Raw genomic sequence first — 1,898 nt, forward strand, 5'->3', positions numbered from 1 at the left:
CTATGGTGAAGATGGCTGCATTCAAGGTTTATTGGAAATCTTAGGTATAAAATATACACACTCAGGAGTTATGGCTTCTGCCGTTGCTATAAATAAAGTGATGTCAAAGCATATATTTCGATCCCTTAATATCGACACTCCAAAAGGTTATGTAATTAGCCGAGAAGATGTACTAAAAAATAATATTAAAATCGATTATCCGTACGTCTTAAAACCAATTAATGAAGGTTCAAGTATTGGAGTGTACATAATTTTCTCGCACGAGGATTACTTAGAACTGAAAAATAATAGTTCTACTATAATGGAAAAGATGATCGTAGAAGAATACATACCGGGCATAGAGTTACATACTGCTGTATTGCTGGATGAAGCAATTGGCACTATAGAAGTACGACCAAAAAATAAATTCTATGATTATGAAGCAAAGTATACAGATGGATTTGCAGAACATATATTTCCTGCTAAAATTCCTGACAATATATATAAAATGACCTTGGAACACGCACTGAAAATACATCAATTTTTAGGATGCAAAACTATTTCCCGCTCAGATTTCCGTTATAATCCCAAAAATAACACTTTAAAAATGCTTGAGATTAATACACATCCTGGCTTTACTGAGTTATCGTTAGTGCCAGAAATTGCAAAATTGGCAAAAGGAATCAATTTTAATGAATTAGTTAAAATTATTATTGAAGATAGTTTGCAGCACAAAAATATTAGGGATTTAAGTCATGTTGAGCAGTATTACTAGAAGCCAAAGGAGTTTTTTGCGTAAGTGTGCCTTGGTTGTTATCACAGCACTTTTTCTTACGCTAATACTTTACAGCTCCCTTGATAAAATAATAAATCGATTTAATTACTACTTTACTTGGTACAATGACTGCCTATCTAGTTTATTACTCAGTAGTGGATTTTCAATCGACGAAGTAGTCGTGAGCGGCAATAAATTTACAAACAAAAAGGATATTCTAAGTTTGACAGATAGAACGCAACCTATCCTGTATATATCACTTTCAAAACTTGCCGGTAACATACAATCCGTAAGCAGATGGATAAAACACGTAAGAGTTCACAGAATTTTGCCCAATACTCTACACATTAATATAGATGAGCATAAACCGTTTGCTCTCTGGAAAGATAATAACAAAACCTCGGTAATTGATTTTGAAGGTAAAGTGATCGTAGATGACTATCTAGTAGATGATCTTGTTGTAATTACAGGACAAAACTCATTATCAAACCTAGAATTTGTTAAAGATGTGTTAGAGAGTAAAACTCAATTAAGTGACCACATTTCTTCTTTTGCTTATATAGGGAATAGAAGATGGAATATCATACTTGATAACGATTCCACAGTAAAACTGCCTGAAGATAACCCTTATAGTGCATGGGACTATTTAAACCACTTACACAATACAACTGATTTTACTTTCAGCGATTGGAGTATTATTGATATGCGTATTACTGATAAAATCTTTGTGAAGAGGTGATCTGCTGTAATCCAAGTAGCCCCTTTTCCTGTCATCCCAGTGCCCAGACACTGGAATCCCGCCGCGAACCGTCATACCGCGATTCATTCGCGGTATCTCTTAACATAGATCCCTTATTTAACCGCCATACCTTAACATAGATCCCGCTAACACGTAGCGGGATGACGAGGTTATCGTCATGTCACCGCGAACCGTCATACCGCCACGAACCGTCATACCGCGATTCATTCGCGGTATCTCTTAACATAGATCCCTTATTTAACCGCCATACCTTAACATAGATCCCGCTAACACGTAGCGGGATGACGAGGTTATTGTCATGTCACCGCGAACCGTCATACCGCCACGAACCGTCATACCGCGATTCATTCGCGGTATCTCTTAACATAGATCCCTTATTTAACC

The 1,898-nt window shown here is 36.6% G+C and carries 2 protein-coding genes; both read left to right on the forward strand.

Features of this window, described 5'->3' with window-relative positions:
- On the forward strand, positions 1–754 hold a 754-nt coding region (locus WG67_RS05820; RefSeq protein ID WP_458694951.1), incomplete at its 5' end, for a D-alanine--D-alanine ligase.
- Complete coding sequence (locus WG67_RS00425) at positions 735–1,493, forward strand: cell division protein FtsQ/DivIB (protein WP_010962363.1); 759 nt, start codon at positions 735–737, stop codon at positions 1,491–1,493. The genes WG67_RS05820 and WG67_RS00425, both read left to right, overlap by 20 nt.
- Positions 1,494–1,898: the final 405 nt, after the last annotated feature.

Origin of the sequence: Wolbachia endosymbiont of Drosophila incompta (assembly GCF_001758565.1) — a bacterium.
In the GTDB taxonomy this organism is placed as follows: Bacteria; Pseudomonadota; Alphaproteobacteria; order Rickettsiales; family Anaplasmataceae; genus Wolbachia; species Wolbachia pipientis.